Raw genomic sequence first — 16580 nt, forward strand, 5'->3', positions numbered from 1 at the left:
CGTTGGTCCTCGCTCGTCGACGCCGCCTCCCGGTGGCCGTCCGATGCCTCCTCAGCGGCCCGCTGGCCAGCGCCCTCCCGGTCAGGGTCCCGTCGGACCGCCGCCGCAGCGTGACGCGCAGGGTAGGCCGTTGCTGCCACCTCCCGGCCGAGCGCCGCAAGGCCCGCCGCAGGGTTCGCGGCCCGGTCCGCCCCCTCAGGGCGCGCGTCCACAAGGCCCTCCGCCCGGACGACGTCCCGTCGGCCCTCCGCCCGGTCGTCCCCCTGTGTCCGGTCGCGGCCCCGAGGGCCCACCCACGTCCCGCGTCGCAGGTGGCATTCCGCCGGCTGGGCCGCCGGACGACACATCCCCACGCTCTTCGGGCAGTGAACCGCCCGAGCCGCCCGAGAGAGGTACTGCCGCGAAAACGAAGAAGAAGTCCCGCTGGCGTACCGTCCGCCGAACTCTGTACGTCCTGATCGCGTTGGGGCTCATCGTCCCGATCCTGGCGTTCATGGTCGCGTACACCGTCGAGGACGTCCCGCGTCCCGGTGACATAAAGACCAACCAGGTTGCGACCATCCTCGCGTCGGACGGCGTCACCGAACTCGGTCGCGTCGTCCCGCCGGAGGGCAACCGCACCGACGTGACGATCGACCAGATCCCGCTGCACGTTCGTAACGCCGTGCTGTCGGCCGAGGACAGGGACTTCTATTCGAACCCCGGCTTCTCGGTCACCGGTTTCGGTCGCGCGTTGCGCGACAACGTTCTCGGCCGCGACAGCGCAGGTGGCGGCTCGACCATCACCCAGCAGTACGTCAAGAACGCCCTCGTCGGTTCCGAGCGCACGCTGACTCGAAAGATGCGTGAGCTCGTCATCTCGTCGAAGATGGCTCGCCAGTGGTCCAAGGACGACATTCTGGCCGCGTACCTCAACACCATCTACTTCGGCCGCGGTGCGTACGGCATCGCCGCGGCGTCGACGGCGTACTTCGGCAAACCGGTCGATCAGCTGTCGATCGAGGAAGGTGCCGTGCTCGCGGCCACCATTCAGCAGCCGTCGGGACTCGATCCGGAGTTCAACCCGGAAGGTGCGCAGTCCCGTTGGGACTACGTGCTCGACGGCATGGTGTCGCAGGGCAACCTCGACCAGGCGCAACGCTCCGCGATGCAGTACCCCCAGTGGGTGCCCAGCGCGCAGGCCGACAACTCCGACACCGACAGCGGTCCCAACGGCCTGATCAAGTCGCAGGTTCTGCGTGAACTGTCTGCCGCGGGCGTCAGCGAGCAGGACCTCAACACCGAGGGTCTGCAGATCACGACGACGATCGACCCCGTCGCACAGCAGGCGGCGATCGATGCGGTGAACTCGAACCTCGAGGGCGAGCCGTCCGAGTTGCGTACCGCCTCGGTGTCCATCGATCCGAGAACCGGCGCCGTGAAGTCCTACTACGGCGGCGCGGACGGACGAGGATTCGACTTCGCGCAGTCCGGGTTGCAGACGGGTTCGTCGTTCAAGGTGTTCGGCCTCGCCGCAGCCCTCGACCAAGGCATCCCGCTGTCGCAGATGTACGACAGCTCCCCGCTGACCGTGAACGGCATCTCGATCGGCAACGTCGAAGGCGAATCCTGCGGCACCTGCACCATCGCGGAAGCGCTCAAGCGCTCGCTCAACACGAGCTTCTACCGGATGCAGCTGTCCATGGACGACGGTCCGCAGTCCATCGCCGACATGGCACACAAGCTCGGCGTGGCAGAAGAGCTTCCCGGCATCGGCCCGACGCTGACCGAGCCGAACGGTGCAGGTCCCAACAACGGCATCGTCCTCGGGCAGTACCAGTCGCGTGTCATCGACATGGCCTCGGCCTACGCGACGCTGGCCGCATCCGGTGTCCACCACGATCCGCACTTCGTGCAGCGCGTCGTCACCGCCGACGGAACCGTGCTGCTCGATCGCGGCGTGGAGCCGGGTGAGCAGGTCGTGTCCTCGGCCGTCGCCGACAACGTGACTGCCGCGATGCGTCCGATCGCCGGATACTCCAACGGCCACAACCTGGCCGGTGGACGTCAGTCGGCGGCCAAGACCGGTACCGCGCAGCTCGGCGACACCGGGGAGAACAAGGATGCCTGGATGGTCGGCTACACGCCGTCGCTGTCCACGGCGGTCTGGGTCGGCACCGAGCAGGGCCTGCCGTTGCAGAACAGCTACGGTGGCTCGATCTACGGTTCGGGCATCCCGTCGGACATCTGGAAGGACACGATGGACGGTGCGTTGGAAGGCACCTCCAACGAGACCTTCCCGACGCCGGAGCCCATCGCCGGTCAGGCAGGCGTGCCGCAGTACACGGCCCCTGCCGCTCCCGCGCCGTCCGTGGCGCCGACGACCGTTCCGCCAGCGGTCACGCTTCCGATTCCGACGGAGATCTCCCCGCCTGTCGTCATCACGCCTCGACAGGTCGAGATCCTTCCCGGCGTGACGATCCCGCTCCCGGGACTCGCTCCCGCGCCGACGACGCAATCCCCGGCGACCCCCCAGTCGCCGGCGACGCCGGAAGAGATCGAGCCCGAGCCGGCCCGGTAGCCTTCACGGAGTGAGCGACGACGGATCCTCCCGGCCCGCAACCGGCCGGAGTGCAGCCCGCGGAACGACTCATCGAGACCGCATGCTGGCGAGCCCAGGTCCGCTCGCTCCCGATCGCTCGTCCGACCGCGCGCGGGATCAGCCCGCCGTGACCGATCCGATGACCGCAGAATTGGCTGCGGTCATCGGCGGCCCGGCCGGTAAGCATGCCGTGATCGGGCGTCAGCAATTCATGACGCCACTACGGGTTCTGCTCCTTCTGGCCGTGGTGTTCCTGAGCCTCGGCTGGTTCGCGAAGGCCGGATGCATTCAGCAGGCACCCAACGGACCCGAGGGTGCCCTAGGCCTCGATTGGAGCGGAAGCCGTCAGTACGTCGCGATGTGCTACTCCGACACGGTGCCTCTGTACGGCGCCGAACGCCTCGACGAGGGCGCCTTCCCGTACAAGAAGTTCTGGGAGGAAGCGAATTCCGACGGGACCACCCAGATCCGATACATGGAGTATCCGGTTCTGTCCGGCCTGTACCAGTACGGCTCGATGGTGGTCGCGAAAGCCTGGACCGCGATGCCGTTCCTTCCGCAGGCGCTACAGGTGGTCGTCTACTTCAACGTCGTCGTCGTCGGTCTCGTACTCGCATGGTTGATCACGGTGTGGGCGACGGCTCTTTCTGCCGGACGCCGAATCTGGGATGCCGCGCTGGTCGCGGGATCACCGTTGGTGATCGTGCATGCGTTCACCAACTTCGACGCTCTTGCAACGGCTTTCGCCGCGTGCAGCATTCTCGCGTGGAGCAGGAAACGTCCGGTGCTGGCCGGTGTTCTACTCGGACTCGGCGGCGCGACCAAGCTCTATCCCCTGTTCCTGCTCGGGCCGCTCCTCGTACTGTGTTGGCGCGCAGGCAAGATGCGCGACTGGTACATCACCGCATGCTCGACGCTGGCGGCGTGGCTCGCCGTCAATCTCCCTGTAGCACTGCTGTATCCGCAGGGCTGGTACGAGTTCTTCCGGCTCAACTCGTCGCGCGGCGCGGATCCCGACTCCCTCTACAACGTCATCTCTTCGTTCACGGGATGGACCGGATTCGACGGAACCCTCTATCCCGGCGACAAGCCCATGGTGCTGAACGCGGTGACACTGCTGCTGTTCGCCGCGGTGTGCGTCGGCGTCGCCTACATCGCGATGAACGCGCCGACCCGACCTCGGCTGGCGCAGTTGACGTTTCTCGTCGTCGCCGGGTTCCTGCTCACCAACAAGGTGTGGAGTCCGCAGTACTCGCTGTGGCTCGTCCCGCTCGCGGTGTTGGCGCTGCCCCATCGTCGAATTCTGTTGGCGTGGATGACGATCGATGCTCTGGTCTGGTTTCCGCGGATGTACTACTACCTCGGTATCGAGAACAAGGGAATACCCGAGCAGTGGTTCACCGCGACCGTCGTCGTGCGTGATATCGCGGTAGTGCTGTTGTGCGCGTTGGTGATACGCCAGATCTACCGGCCCTCCGAGGATCTCGTGCGGCGCGGCGGCGTCGACGATCCCGTAGGTGGAGTGCTCGACGGTGCACCCGATATCGCAGGCAGAACGCGGGTTGCCGGCCGTCGAGACGAGCCGGCACCCACGTCCTGACAAACGCATATGCGTTTGCGTGGCATGTCCCCGCAAATGCATATGCATTTGCGGGGCTATTTCCCTGCCTACAGGTACTTGCCGAGCTGAGGGACCGCCTCGCCTGCGTGCTTGGCCTGGATGCCGTCGCCGATCGCCTGCAACTTCCAGTTGCCGCCTTCGCGGAAGACCTTGGCCATGACCAGTCCGGTGAACGGCATGCCGCCCTGCAGCGTGAACCGCGCCAACTCGATGTTGTTGGTGTCGTCGACGAGTCGGGTGAACGCGTTCTGGATCTGCTCGAACGTCTGGCCGCGGTACGACGTCACGGTGAACACGATCGCGTCGATGTGCGCGGGCACGCGGGTCAGGTCGACGTTCACGACCTCGTCGTCGCCTTCGCCCTCACCGGTCAGGTTGTCACCCTGGTGCAGAATGGAGCTGTCCTTGGACTTCAACTGGCCGTAGTAGACGATGTCGGCGACATTTCGGCCCGCGAACAGGATCGCCGACGCGTCCAGGTCGATGTTTCCTCCGCCTCGGTTACCGCCCCCGAAGAAACTCGTCTTCTTCGGAGCCTGCACCGGATCCCAACCCAAGCCCATACGGATGATGGTCAGCGCGACGCCGCCGTCCTTGCGCAGCGTGACCTTCTGGCCTTTGGTGAGGCTGACGGGCCGAGCCTTGGTGAGAGTGACCTCGGGCGGTCCCGCGGGCGCGGCAGGCGGGGGCGTGGGTGCAGGCGGGGCGGGAGGCGGCGTCGGCGCGGGGGTCGAGACCGGCTGCGCCGGCGCGGGTTGTGCGGCGGGCTCGTCGTCGACGCTGACTCCGTGATCGGTGACGAGGGCGGCGAATCCACCGGCATATCCCTGGCCGACGGCGCGGACCTTCCACGCGCCTGCGCGCCGATACACCTCGAGCGCGATGACGATGGATTCACTGCTCAGGCCGTCGACGGTGTAGTGGAACAGCGGCGTGCCCTGCCCGTCGGAGACGAACGCCGTAGGCGGCGCGGAACGACCGAAGTTGCTCGACGCGTCCTCCAGCGTGATGACGGCACGGATCTGCTCGATGTCCGCGGGGATCTGCGCCAGCGAGATGGCCAGCTGCGCGGGCTGTCCGGCTGCGCCGGGTACGAGGCGAACACCGGGTCCCTGCGGCTGGTTGAAGAACACGAAGTCGGCGTCGGAGCGGACTTTGCCGGTGGAGGTGACCAGCAGGGCCGACAGATCAGCGGGCGCGGTGAGCTGCACCGACACGATCACGTCACTGGCGGAGATCGGTCCGTTCTGTCCCTTCACCAAGGGCTGACCGGCGGGAGCAGACAATGTGTGTCCTTCGATTCGAGTGGGATAGCGGATGGCCTCTTCCAATGTACTGGGTCGATTTGTCCGATTGCTCGTGCTCAGTCGCGGACGGTGAACAGCTCGCCCGGGCTGCAGTTCAACACCCGACAGATGGCGGTCAGCGTCGAGAATCGAATTGCCTTGGCCCGGTCGTTCTTCAGGACCGAGAGATTCACGACGCTCACTCCGGCCAGACGTGACAGCTCGGCGAGCGTCATTCCGCGGTCGTCGAGAACCTCGCCGAGATGACAGGTGATCAAGTGGTCGGGGGCGTCACCCATCAGACGAGGCCCTGGGTATCCTCGGCCAATCGGGCGCCCTGCTGCATGGCGGCGAACACGATCTGGAGGAAGAACGCAATTCCGATCGCTGTCCAGACACCCACGGCCGAGCTCGCCGAGTCGAACGTATCCAGATCGAGTGCACCGATGACGGAATTCGTGCCGAGACGTCCGAAGATGCCCGGCACGATCGGGTAGGCGACGACCGCGACGCCCACCATGAGCAGGTTCGAGTTGGCGCGCTTCGTGAAGGGCTGCCCGGTCAGCACGTCGACGGTGAATCGGTAGAGAAACAGCAGGCCGAACAACAGTACGACCATCACGGCGATGGGCTGGGCGTATCCGCAGAAGGTGACGAACCCCTGCAGGTGGCCCAGATCCGACTTCGCGACGGTGATCTCCACGATGTTTCCCGGCGTGAACTCGGCGCCGAACATCGGGAGGGCGGGCTGCTTCTCCGATGCTTCGATGGTGGCGTCGACCGTGGACGAGCGGTGGAACTGTACGAGGTTCAGTACCGTCCAGATCGCGATTGCCGCGGCGAACCCCCATGCAAGCAGCTTGTTCTGGCGCACCGAGCCCAGCTGGTTCTTCACGATGCCTCCATATCGACGATCGATAACAACGACTATCGATAGGGTAACGAAAATCGATGGGGTGTCAACGGGTGACGTCGTCGACTGCGCGCCTCACCTCCCGTTCGAGATCCGCCGGGGAGGCGGGAAGAATGCTGACGATCGATCCGTGCCGGACGATGTAGCGTCCGTCGCCGTCGATGTCGATCCAGTGAAAGCCGGCTGCGGTGTCGTCGGGGCGTCCGTCGATCGACGCACCTCTGCAGATCAGAATTTCGCCCGCACTCGACTGGGGACGGCCGAGAAGTTGGTCGGCGCGCTCGCGGTCGGTTGTGCGCGTCGCAGCACGCATCATGGCCTCGTTCGAATCCGCTTGTCTCCGAGGCACGTCGAGCCGTGATGTGTCACCCGAACCGCAGACGGGGAGAGCCCCGAGGACGAGACGTGCCGCGTGACGACTGTCGACGAGGGTGACCGTCACGTCGTGTCCGGTCGCGTCGTCGACGCCGGGATCCTGGGCCAGGACGACGCCCACGTCGTGCTGCACTGTAGCGTGCGCGCGAACCTTCTCCGGCTCGGATCCACGCCGCCGGTGGTGACCGACGACCTCGATGCGGTACGTCGGATTTACGAGGACACGCAACGAGATTCGAAGATCGCCGTCGAGCGCGGACGCCGCCAGGACTTCGGCGTCGTGTTGTTGCCGGGCGTACTCCTCCGCCGACGCGACGAGCGGACGGAACTGAAGCGGAAACGGGAGCCTGTCCCGACCGACGCTGCGCATCAGGCTCCGGAACTCGAGGCCGCGAAAAACCCACTGCCGCTGTATCATTCGCCGAGCACCGGCGGCGCGACCAGGGGAAGGGTGCCGATCAGCTCGTCACCGTTGATCGCGTCGACAAGGTAGCCCGGAGTCTTGTGGACGTCGTCGCCGTCGGTGCCGCTTCTGCCCGCGCCGGGTGCCATCGCGCCCATGCCCGGTGCGCCGGGACGCCCCTGTGCCGTCGTCGCACCTGCGACGCCGCCTGCGCTGCCGCCCGTTCCGCTCGGGCCGCCCGACGGTGCGCCGCCGAGCGTCGACCCACCGATTGCCGATCCACCGAGAGACGAGCCACCACGCGGGCCTGCGCCGAAGCCGCCGGGTCCACCCATTCCGCCGGCGCCCGAACCGCCACCGAGGCGTCCATTGGATCGCGGAAAACCAGGTCCAGCCGCACCGGGTCCAGCTGCACCGCCCTGACCGCCGACCGGTGCACCGAGCATCGATCCGCCACCGGACGTGGAACCGCCACCGGGCATGGAACCGCCGCCAGCCCCGTTGCCGGCTGCAGAAGCCGTCGGCGCACCGAAGGCGGAGTCACCGGACGTCGGAGTCCAGCCTGCTGCCTGCGTCGTGGTTTCCTGGGGTGTCGACGGCGTCGTCGTCGCGGTCGACCCAGACCGACCATCGGGGTCGCTCTGCGGGCCGGTAAGTGAGCCGCCCGACGACGGCGTCCCTCCACCGGACCAGGTCGATCCCGAGGACCCGCCGTACGGAACGTAGTGCCCCGAACCCGAGCCCGAGCCACCCGCCTCGCCGCCGTTCAACGGATCGAGCGCCCGAGGGAGCACCGGAATACGGTCGCTCGCGTCGCGAATGGCTGGTTGGTACAGCGTTTTCATGATCGTACGAGCCTGTTCCTCGGCTTCGTCGCGTTCGAACTGGGAATTCTTCATCGAACCGGGGACGACGAGGTTGCCGACCGACGCGAACACGTCGAGGACGCGGTCGGTCTTCGAGATCGGTTGCGGCGCAGGCACGCTGCTCTTGGTGTCGGAGAGGGCGTCGTGTGCGGCGGCGATCGTACCCGAGAACGTGTGCGACGCGATCATCAGCTCGACGGCCGACACCGCGTAGCGCTGCACGCCCGCTCCGGCCGCCTCGGCAGCGGCACCCTGCCAGTCCTGGCCGATGACGTTGCCGATATCGGACGCGAACTGCCCGGCGTCCTTGGACGCGTTCCCCCCGATCGTGCGCCAGTTGTTCGCCATGTTCTGCAACGTGTCCGGGGTGAACTCGGATACCTTGCCGTAGATCTCGGCGTGGCTCATCGCGTCGAACACGTCGTCGGCCGCACCGCCGGGTCCGTCGTACCGAACGGCGTACCCGGCGCGCCTCGAGATGTCGGAGACCACGCCGTCGAGTCCCAGCGCGAGCCCCAACGGCAGCGGGGATCCGCCCTGCAGAACGGACGGAAGAGCGACGTCCAGCTTCTCCATCACGCCGGGTAGATCGGAGAGAACGAACTCCGGTTCCGGGCTCACAGGGACCCCCACGGCATGCCCGAACCGTCTACCTGCGTGTTCATCCGTATCCCCCCAGCTACGAACCGACCTCGACTACTTGGACGCACCTCCGACGCCCACGGTTCCGTCCTGTTCGACCAGTGCGTGCATCCACGCGAGTATCTGCTCGCTCGCCTTGCCGCCCGCCGCGTCCGTGACCTCGAGCCGCTCGTGTCTGAAGCCGAGGAGTTCGAGTTCGCCGTGCTTCGGCCGGATCGCCCGATCGGCGGCGATGAGCATCTCGGCGTCGAGGGCGCCGTCGCCTGCCGCGAGTGTGACGGCGTCGGCGTCGAGGGTTCCGTCGTCGATGCAGCGGGAGAGCACCTCTGCGACGGCTCGGCTCTTGCAGACGACGTCGGGCATCGTGTACACCTTGCGGCCCTGCTGCGAGACGTTCCATCCGCGTTCGGCACACCACGTCGACCAGTCGGCGAGGAAGTCCGCGGGCATCGATGCCGTGTCGACGACGAGGTAGCAGAACAGGTCGTCGGCAGTGCGACGCTTCAATACCCAGTCGCCGACGGCGCGGCGTTCCAGTTCGCCGCGCACACCGTCCAGGTCGACCGTCGAAAAGCTCTGGCGCCACGCCTGATCCGCTACGCCGTCGACGAGAATGTTGCCGCCGTTGCTGGTGATGGCGTATCGCCACGGCGCACCCGGTAGCGCGATCCGCTGGAATTGCTCGATGGTGCGCGTCGTCGTCGGCACCACGACGGCCCTGCGCGTCAGCGTCTCCAGGGACTCGGCGGCCACGTGTGTCATGTAGGACAGCGGAGCGCCGTCGTACATCTCGACACAGCGTACGGAATCGTCGACGGGGAACCCCAGTGCCGCAGCAGAATAGATCATCGTGCGGTCCAGGTCGACCGAGATCAGAACGCTCACGTGACGTCCTTGATCAATCCCATGCACGAGTACGCGAGATCCGGCACCTCGACGACGGGTACTCCGCGGGCAGCGGCGAGCATCCTGATGTGCTCGTGCTCCGGAGCGTCGATGTCACGCACCAGAATTCGCCAGGGAACGCGTCGGAGAAGTACCCGCGTCGTCTCCCCGACTCCCGGCTTGACGAAGTTGACGTGCGAGATTCCGAACTCGTCGCGCACCTTCTCCACCGATGCCCAGCCCGACCACGTCGGCGTGCGATCGGACGCGGTCACCGCGGCGACGGAGGCGGTGACATCGTCGCGTACGGCGTCGAACTGCGCGGCGACGGTATCGAGCAGGTGGTTGGACACGTCGTCGGGGGCGAGGTCCGCGTAGTACTTCGCCCCGTGGAACTCGCCGTCGCGAATCAGATCGCGGTTGAGGACGGTGCGTGAAACCAGTCCGGACACCGTCGAATTGAGGCATGCCGACGCGATCAGGAAGTCGTCACGCGTGCCGTAGGTGCGCGCGCACTGGCCCGGATCGGCGAGGACCGCGAGGTCGGGATCGAACCGCGGACCGTCGAACGCGTCGAGCGCCGCGGTCAGCTCACGAGCGATCGCCCCCTTACCGGTCCATCCGTCCACGAAGACGACCTTGCCCGGGTCGTGGTTGTCGGCGAGGTAACGCAGCGCAACGGAGTCGATTCCGCGGTCGCGGACGATCGACACCGCGTAGTGCGGCAACTCGAGTCCGTGCACCTGGTGTGCCCAGCGCCGCATCAGAATGCCGACAGGTGTTCCCGCCCGTGCCAGGGACGCGAGCACGACATCGTGGCCGCGCTCGGCCAGCACGATCTCGGTCACCGTTCCGACGGCGATCGCCAAGCGAGAAGCGCTCTCCTGCAGCACTTTCTCGAACAGCTCGCGGTAGGCGACATCGGGTTGGTACTCGATGGGGAGCGACTCGGCGTAGTGCGCGGTACCCGCTTGAATGTTCCTCTCGCGCTCGGTGATTCCTGCTTCGAGTTCGACGTGCGAGAGATCCTTCAGCAGCCAGGTGACCTCATGTGGTGCGTACGATCCGAACGCCGGCCCGGTCAACGGAACCGCGCGGCGTGATGCGGTGAGCGCCAACGGATCGGCCCCCGAGACCACCACGACCAGAACGTCGGATCCCGACGCCGCGAGAGTCCGTGCAGCTCCACCTTCGCCGAACAGGCGTTCCGTGTCCGCGGGATCGTCCACGACCAGGACCAGAATCGCGTCCTCGGGTCCCGACGCGTTGTAGACGTAGCGCGCCTCGGATTCCCCGTGCTCGGGGGCGATGAACTGGAAGCCGCGTCGCAGCGGGTAGTCGGGTCGATCGAGCACGTATGCCGGTGAGCGCGTGGTGGTCTGGAACAGCGCGGGATGTCCGCCCGCCCGCAGAATCGACGCCAACCGAAGCGGCAGGTACATCAATTCCTCGTGTCCGAGCACGACGATCGGCGCGCCCGGTGGTAGTGCCGCGTCGACCTGTGCGGCGACGCGGGCGATCGCCGCCTCGAACGCAGGCGTGTCGAAGGACAGGAAGCCGTGGCGGCCGCCGTCGGGAACCGCGTCGGGCCACTCCGCGTCGACGCGCGTGACGGTTCCGGCCTTGTCCGCGACGGGATTGAACTGCGGCTCGGGCAGCGCGGCGACGTCGTCGACGAGTGTGTCACCGAGGTCGACGCTGCCCTGAGCCAGGCTGACGCTGTCGATGACGACACCGAGTTCGGCTGCGACGGAATCGGACTGGGCACGGTGCTCGGGCGCACGCATGTCGACGAGCGACGCGATCACGTAGTGCTGCCGCGGCGTCGTCGCGTGCACCGAGCGGATCGCTTCCAGCGCGGTCTTGCCGGTCGAGATCTCGTCGTCGACGAGAACCAGCGGCAGCGGCACGTCCAGAACGTCCGCGGACGTCGGCAGCAGGCGGTGGTCCGTCGCGTGCGAGTGCCCCTCCTGGAACTCCCCGTACACCTCGATGCCGGGCACGTCTCGACGCGTCGAGTGCAGGTAGCAGTGGGCGTTCAGCCGGGCTGCGACGCCGTGGCCGAGACCGGTTGCCGTCTCGGCGAATCCGAGTACGACGACGTCGGATCCGCCAACGGCGTCGAGTACGAGAGCGCCGAGGCGATCGGAGGCAGCGGTCACGACCTCCGGGTCCACCGGGATGTGCTTGCCGAGCACCTCCGACACGAGAAGATGTGCGCGCCTGGGGTTTCGGCGTAGTCCGGGCTGGACGAGTTGCTCCACCGTCCAGTCGGACGACGACCCGGTGCCGGTGACGACGACACCCGATGCCGGGTTGGGCGTCGTCATCGGCCCGCCAATGCCGTGAGCAGATCCACGAACGTGATCCCTTCGTTGGTGACGCCGAACGCATTCGCGCGCAGCATGGTCTGTCGGGCCCAATTGCGGTGTGGGCCGAGCTCGTTCATCTTGTTGCGGTATCCGGACGGGCGTACCCCGCCCGAGTTCGACTCGAGAATGTCGAGCGCGTCGTGATACTCCTCGTGCGTGACGGCCGACAGTGCGTGCACGGCAGGAACATGCGACGGATGTATGACGGTCTTGCCCTGGATTCCGTTGGCTCGATCGAGTGCGACCTCACGCAGCAGCCCGTCGAGGTCGCTGCTGACGAGTTGCTGACGGAACCGTACCGCTTCGTGTTCGACGAACGGCGTCTGCCGCAGCATCGGGCGGAACATGCGTTCGTGGTCGGCGAAGTACTCCCAGACCGGGCCGGTGATGACGAATCCCGAATCCCCCGAACGGCCGAGGTGATTGACGATGGCGCTGATCGCGTCGGCGACCACACGGACGTCGTAGATCGTCAGGTCGCGGTCGCGTCGGATGCCGAAGGTGCCGCACATGTCGGTGGCACCGATACGTACGGCGAGGATGCGGTCCCGGTGCGCGACGAGGAGTTCGCGAATCGCCATCAGTTCCGCGTCCCGTGTCTCGCGGAAGAGCACCTCCCTGGACTCAAGAACGGGCATGGCGAACAACCGCTTGCCGTGTACGTCGGAGGCTGCGGCGATCTCGTCGAGGAACGACGCGCCGCGTGCGGCCGTGAACTTCGGGACCACGAAGCCGGACAGCGCGCGGGCGCCGTGTGCGACCTCTTTGCTGATGCGTCGGATCTGTTCCGGTGTACGAGCCCTGACGAATACCAGCGAGCCCAGATCGTCGGAGAGGTGGAGCTCGTCGAGCGTCGCGACGGTGTTGCCGATGGCCTCTTCGAGATTGTCGTCGGCGACGGCGTCCTCGAGGTCGATCACCAACGAGCAGACGCCTTCCGTGCTGCGTTTGACGAGCGTGGCCGTCAGGTCCTGCCGTGTCGCAGGCATGTACAACGTGGCTCCGAGAGCCGTTGCGACACTGGCCAAGTCGCCGTTCGGGTCGACAGGCGACGGCGACCGGAAGAACAGCGCGGCCTGGGTGGCCGCGTCGAGGTGTCGAAAGTGTTGCACCGGATTCCTTAGAAGTTGTCGATCGGGTCCTGCCGCGGCAGGTGTTGCCGAGCCGGGTGTCATCGGGCGGAGGCTCGCATGCGGTCGATCACCCCGGCGATGAATCCGGAAATACTGTCCAGATCCTGCAGATACGACCAGTAGTCCGGGTGGGTTCCGGTCAACGCGGTGCTTGCTCGCTCGATCCGAGCCAGCTGAGCATCCAATACCGATCCCCACTCGGCAACCAGTCCGCGGTTGAGCGCCAATTGTTGGGCGTCTCGTAACTTGAAACGCACCGCTTGTTCTTTCTCTCGCGGGTTGGCTTTCACTGCACGAAGCAGGTCGACGCGGTCGGTCACCGCGTCGACGAGCTCCTCCGCGTCGCTCAGGTGTGCTCGCGCCTGCGTGATGTAGTCCAATGCTTGCTCGGGATTTCCGGAATCCGCCGCTGCACGGGCCGCCGACATGTCCTCGGCAGCTTGCTCGATGTGGCGATCGCTGGCCTTCTCGTTGCCGGACAGATCCGCCGAGCTGGCGACGTTGAACTCACGCAGCAGCGTCGAGAAGGCAGGTGCCAGGCGTTCGGAGCGTGTCCGGACGGCTTCGAGGCGCGTGCGCACCGAAGCGAGGGCCGAGCGTGCCTCGCGCTCACGTGCCGGGGCCGCGTCGATCGCCGCCTCCAGCGCACTCGAGGCATCACGGAGGTCGCTTGCAGCGGCGCGTGCACCGAGGGCGTTCTGCGACGCCATCGCTGCATCGAGAGCTGCGACGGCGGCGTCGACCGACGACCACGCCGCGCGGATCGACGGATAGCCGATGAATTTCTCGTCGGCATCGGCGACGGCCATCTGGGCCTTCTGTGCGAGGGCTTTCGCGTCCTGCGCCAGGCGCGGCGTGGCGGCGAGCATCGCCCGAGCCTGCTCGAGGTCGGTGCGGTGCGCCTCGTAGAACGCATCGACTGCTCGGCTCGCCTCACCGAGTGCGCGCGTCGCGTTGTCGAACGCAGCCTGCGCCGCTGGTGTGGCGACGCCGTCGAACTGGTCCATCGCGGCGAGATACGCCGCGCCGGCGTCGAAACACTTCTTCTGCGCGCCCGCCCACGCGGACGAGACGTCACGATCGGGCGTCAGTGCTTTGATGGCGTCGACGCCGGTCGACGCGATCGACTGTCGCTTGTCCATGTCGAGGAACGCGGCGACGGCGGTGTCCTGCGACGCGCGCGCGGCGGATTCGGCTCCCCCTCCGCGGCGAAAGGCCCCAGGCCAGCGACTTGTCACGAGCCCGATACTACTGACGGGAACTTCGGCGTGCGGTGCGCGCGTTGGCTGAGTACAACCGGATGAACTCGCACGAATCGGACACACGACCACTACGGTGAATGCCGTAGCGGAATCCACATCGAAAGGACTTCTCCATGGGCGTCAGCCTCAGCAAGGGCGGCAATGTCTCACTCACCAAGGCAGCTCCCAACCTGACCGCGGTCACGGTCGGTCTCGGCTGGGACATTCGTACGACGACCGGAACGGACTTCGACCTGGACGCCAGCGCCATCGCGCTGAGCACCGAGAAGAAGGCGTTGAGCGACCAGCACTTCGTGTTCTTCAACAACCTCAAGTCTCCCGACGGGTCCATCGAGCACACCGGTGACAACACCACCGGCGAGGGCGAGGGCGACGACGAGCAGATCAAGGTCGATCTGGCTGCTGTTCCGCCGAACGTCGATTCCATCACGTTCCCCGTCTCCATCTACGACGCCGATGCCCGCTCGCAGTCGTTCGGTCAGGTGCGCAACGCGTTCATCCGCGTCATCAACCAGGCCGACAACTCGGAGCTCGCTCGCTACGACCTCAGCGAGGACGCCTCGACCGAGACGGCCATGGTCTTCGGCGAGCTGTACCGCAACGGTGCCGAATGGAAGTTCCGCGCGGTCGGTCAGGGCTACGCCTCCGGACTCGCCGGAATCGCCCGCGACTTCGGAGTAAACGTCTAGTAAAGGCGTTCTCAAGATTGGGGATACCCCCGTTCCATCCTCCATGATGGGCGGGGGTTTTCCCGTTTCCTGACGTTCTTCACGATGGCAAGAGAAAGGCCACCGACAGTGGTTCTGCGAATATTCGGTTGGTCCATCGGAGTCACCCTCGTCTCGATGGTCGTGGCCTTCCTCTACGGTGGCTGGCAGGCGCTCTTCCTCGTCGCGATTCTGGGCGTCCTCGAAGTGTCTCTGTCGTTCGACAACGCCGTCATCAACGCGACCGTGCTGCGACGCATGAGCGAGTTCTGGCAGAAGATCTTCCTGACCATCGGCATCGTGATCGCCGTGTTCGGCATGCGCCTGTTGTTCCCGCTCGTCATCGTCTGGGCGGCGTCGGGCAAAGGGCCGGTCGAGGCTCTCGACCTGGCGCTCAACCCGCCGGCCGACGACGCCGCGTACTTCCCGGACGGCTCACCGAGTTACGAGACGCTGCTGACCGACGCGCACCCGCAGATCGCGGCGTTCGGCGGCATGTTCCTGCTGATGCTGTTCCTGAACTTCATCTTCGAGGACCGCGACATCACGTGGCTGAGCTGGCTCGAGAAGCCGCTCGCGCGCATCGGCCGTCTGGACCAGCTGTCCGTCGTCGTCGCAGGTCTGTTGCTGGTGCTCAGCGCCGAGTTCCTCGCCGAGGACGACAAGATCTCCACCGTCATGGTGTCGGGTGTGCTCGGCATGATCACCTACATCGCCGTCAACGGTCTCGGTGAACTGTTCCACGTGGACGAAGAGGGCGAAGAGTCCTCGGGCGGGCCGTCGAACCTCGCCAAGGCCACCGGCAAGGCGGGCTTCTTCCTGTTCCTCTACCTCGAGGTGCTGGACGCGTCGTTCTCGTTCGACGGCGTCATCGGCGCGTTCGCCATCACCGCGGACCCGATCATCATCGCGCTCGGCCTCGGCTTCATCGGTGCGATGTTCGTCCGTTCCATCACGGTCTACCTCGTCCGCAAGGGCACGTTGTCCGACTACGTCTACCTCGAGCACGGCGCACACTGGGCCATCGGTGCGCTGGCCGTCATCTTGCTGGTCTCGATCGGCGTGCACATCAACGAGATCATCACCGGTCTCGTCGGCGTCTTCTTCATCGGTGCGGCCTTCGTCAGCAGCATCATGCGCAACCGCAAGCTGGAATCGGAGGGCGTGGACACGCACACGCACGTCTAGACGTCACCAATCGTCGAGCTTGGTCAGGCCGTCCTGTAGCGCACGCGCGAACAGGGCGGCCTTCGTCGGTGCGGGACGCCCGACCGACAGATACTTCTGGCGAATGCGCGTCAGGTGCGTGTTGATGGTGCCTACGGAGATGTGCACCGATTTGGCCGCTTCGGGCTTCGAGTCCGACGCGAACCACGCGATCATGACTTCGACCTCGCGTGCGCTCAGCGGGGGCTTGCGATACAGGTGACCGTCCCGGTCCAGGGGCGAATCGTCATCGGAGGGTGGGTTCGGCGGACGTGGTGGGGTCATTACGTGTTCGACCTCCTTCGAGTGGGTTCGACGCCGGGTGTTC

Annotated in this window: 14 protein-coding genes; 4 read left to right on the forward strand and 10 right to left on the reverse strand. The window is 66.3% G+C overall.

What is annotated here, in order from left to right:
• Window positions 1-43 precede the first annotated feature (43 nt).
• Window positions 44-2560, forward strand: coding sequence for a transglycosylase domain-containing protein (locus tag A3K89_RS21880; RefSeq protein WP_240931470.1), 2517 nt, complete (start codon window positions 44-46; stop codon window positions 2558-2560).
• Window positions 2561-2642: 82 nt separating this feature from the next.
• Window positions 2643-4181, forward strand: coding sequence for a glycosyltransferase family 87 protein (locus A3K89_RS21885; RefSeq protein WP_174551496.1), 1539 nt, complete (start codon window positions 2643-2645; stop codon window positions 4179-4181).
• A gap of 68 nt (window positions 4182-4249) precedes the next feature.
• Here the strand turns inward: A3K89_RS21885 and A3K89_RS21890 are convergent, their stop codons facing one another.
• From A3K89_RS21890 to A3K89_RS21930, 9 genes are all read right to left on the reverse strand, one after another.
• Window positions 4250-5464: a TerD family protein gene (locus A3K89_RS21890; protein WP_068430686.1), complete on the reverse strand. Its 1215-nt coding sequence runs from the start codon at window positions 5462-5464 to the stop codon at window positions 4250-4252.
• A gap of 101 nt (window positions 5465-5565) precedes the next feature.
• Window positions 5566-5787, reverse strand: coding sequence for a helix-turn-helix domain-containing protein (locus A3K89_RS21895; protein WP_068430689.1), 222 nt, complete (start codon window positions 5785-5787; stop codon window positions 5566-5568).
• Window positions 5787-6383, reverse strand: a complete 597-nt coding sequence (locus A3K89_RS21900) for a hypothetical protein (RefSeq protein WP_084423979.1) — start codon at window positions 6381-6383, stop codon at window positions 5787-5789. Before A3K89_RS21900 ends, A3K89_RS21895 begins: the two co-directional genes overlap by 1 nt.
• Before the next feature lie 64 nt (window positions 6384-6447).
• A complete protein-coding gene (locus tag A3K89_RS21905; protein ID WP_068430692.1) occupies window positions 6448-7194 on the reverse strand; it encodes an ESX secretion-associated protein EspG in 747 nt (248 codons plus the stop codon).
• The gene (locus A3K89_RS21910; protein WP_068430694.1) at window positions 7191-8666 is read right to left on the reverse strand and encodes a hypothetical protein; all 1476 of its coding nucleotides are present in this window, start codon (window positions 8664-8666) and stop codon (window positions 7191-7193) included. Before A3K89_RS21910 ends, A3K89_RS21905 begins: the two co-directional genes overlap by 4 nt.
• 75 nt (window positions 8667-8741) lie before the next feature.
• Window positions 8742-9572 (reverse strand): HAD family hydrolase, encoded by an 831-nt coding sequence (locus A3K89_RS21915; RefSeq protein WP_174551490.1) that lies wholly within the window; start codon window positions 9570-9572, stop codon window positions 8742-8744.
• Window positions 9569-11902: a phosphoribosyltransferase gene (locus A3K89_RS21920; RefSeq protein WP_084423981.1), complete on the reverse strand. Its 2334-nt coding sequence runs from the start codon at window positions 11900-11902 to the stop codon at window positions 9569-9571. Before A3K89_RS21920 ends, A3K89_RS21915 begins: the two co-directional genes overlap by 4 nt.
• Window positions 11899-13056, reverse strand: coding sequence for an HpcH/HpaI aldolase/citrate lyase family protein (locus A3K89_RS21925; RefSeq protein WP_068430697.1), 1158 nt, complete (start codon window positions 13054-13056; stop codon window positions 11899-11901). Before A3K89_RS21925 ends, A3K89_RS21920 begins: the two co-directional genes overlap by 4 nt.
• A 59-nt stretch (window positions 13057-13115) precedes the next feature.
• On the reverse strand, window positions 13116-14219 hold the full coding sequence (locus tag A3K89_RS21930) for a hypothetical protein (RefSeq protein WP_068431020.1): 1104 nt from the start codon (window positions 14217-14219) through the stop codon (window positions 13116-13118).
• Window positions 14220-14452: 233 nt separating this feature from the next.
• Here A3K89_RS21930 and A3K89_RS21935 point away from each other — a divergent pair, with 233 nt between their 5' ends.
• Together A3K89_RS21935 and A3K89_RS21940 are read left to right on the forward strand one after the other, a co-directional pair.
• A complete protein-coding gene (locus A3K89_RS21935; RefSeq protein ID WP_068430700.1) occupies window positions 14453-15028 on the forward strand; it encodes a TerD family protein in 576 nt (191 codons plus the stop codon).
• A gap of 108 nt (window positions 15029-15136) precedes the next feature.
• Complete coding sequence (locus A3K89_RS21940) at window positions 15137-16234, forward strand: DUF475 domain-containing protein (RefSeq protein WP_068430703.1); 1098 nt, start codon at window positions 15137-15139, stop codon at window positions 16232-16234.
• 3 nt (window positions 16235-16237) lie between these two features.
• On the opposite strand, the gene A3K89_RS21945 is transcribed toward A3K89_RS21940, so the two are convergent.
• Window positions 16238-16537 (reverse strand): helix-turn-helix transcriptional regulator, encoded by a 300-nt coding sequence (locus A3K89_RS21945; protein WP_347812639.1) that lies wholly within the window; start codon window positions 16535-16537, stop codon window positions 16238-16240.
• Window positions 16538-16580 lie beyond the last annotated feature (43 nt).

The organism is Rhodococcoides kyotonense (assembly GCF_001645385.1).
In the GTDB taxonomy this organism is placed as follows: Bacteria; Actinomycetota; Actinomycetes; order Mycobacteriales; family Mycobacteriaceae; genus Rhodococcoides; species Rhodococcoides kyotonensis_B.